The 236-nt window shown below is 36.0% G+C and carries 1 pseudogene; it reads right to left on the bottom strand.

From position 1 onward, the window contains the following. A pseudogene (locus tag SB775_RS33770) lies at positions 1-187 on the bottom strand (cystathionine beta-lyase); the annotation flags it as partial. Positions 188-236 lie beyond the last annotated feature (49 nt).

A 236-nucleotide genomic window follows, 5' to 3' on the forward strand; every position in this document is an offset into this window, starting at 1 on the left:
TTTCAGGAGGAAGTGTATAGCCGAAAATAGGATGTTCTGTGCGTTTTTGTAATGCAGTTTGAATTGGTTTTGGTACTTCAAAATCCATATCGGCAATCCAAGCGTGGATGAGTTCTTCATTTTTATATGTATCCCATTTTGTACTATGCGTTCCGCGACGATTTACCGTTTTATGAAATAGTTGCATATGTTTGCTCCTTTCTTCTGTCAAACTGTTAAGTTATGAAAATTTTCAC

This window comes from Peribacillus sp. SIMBA_075 (assembly GCF_046534585.1).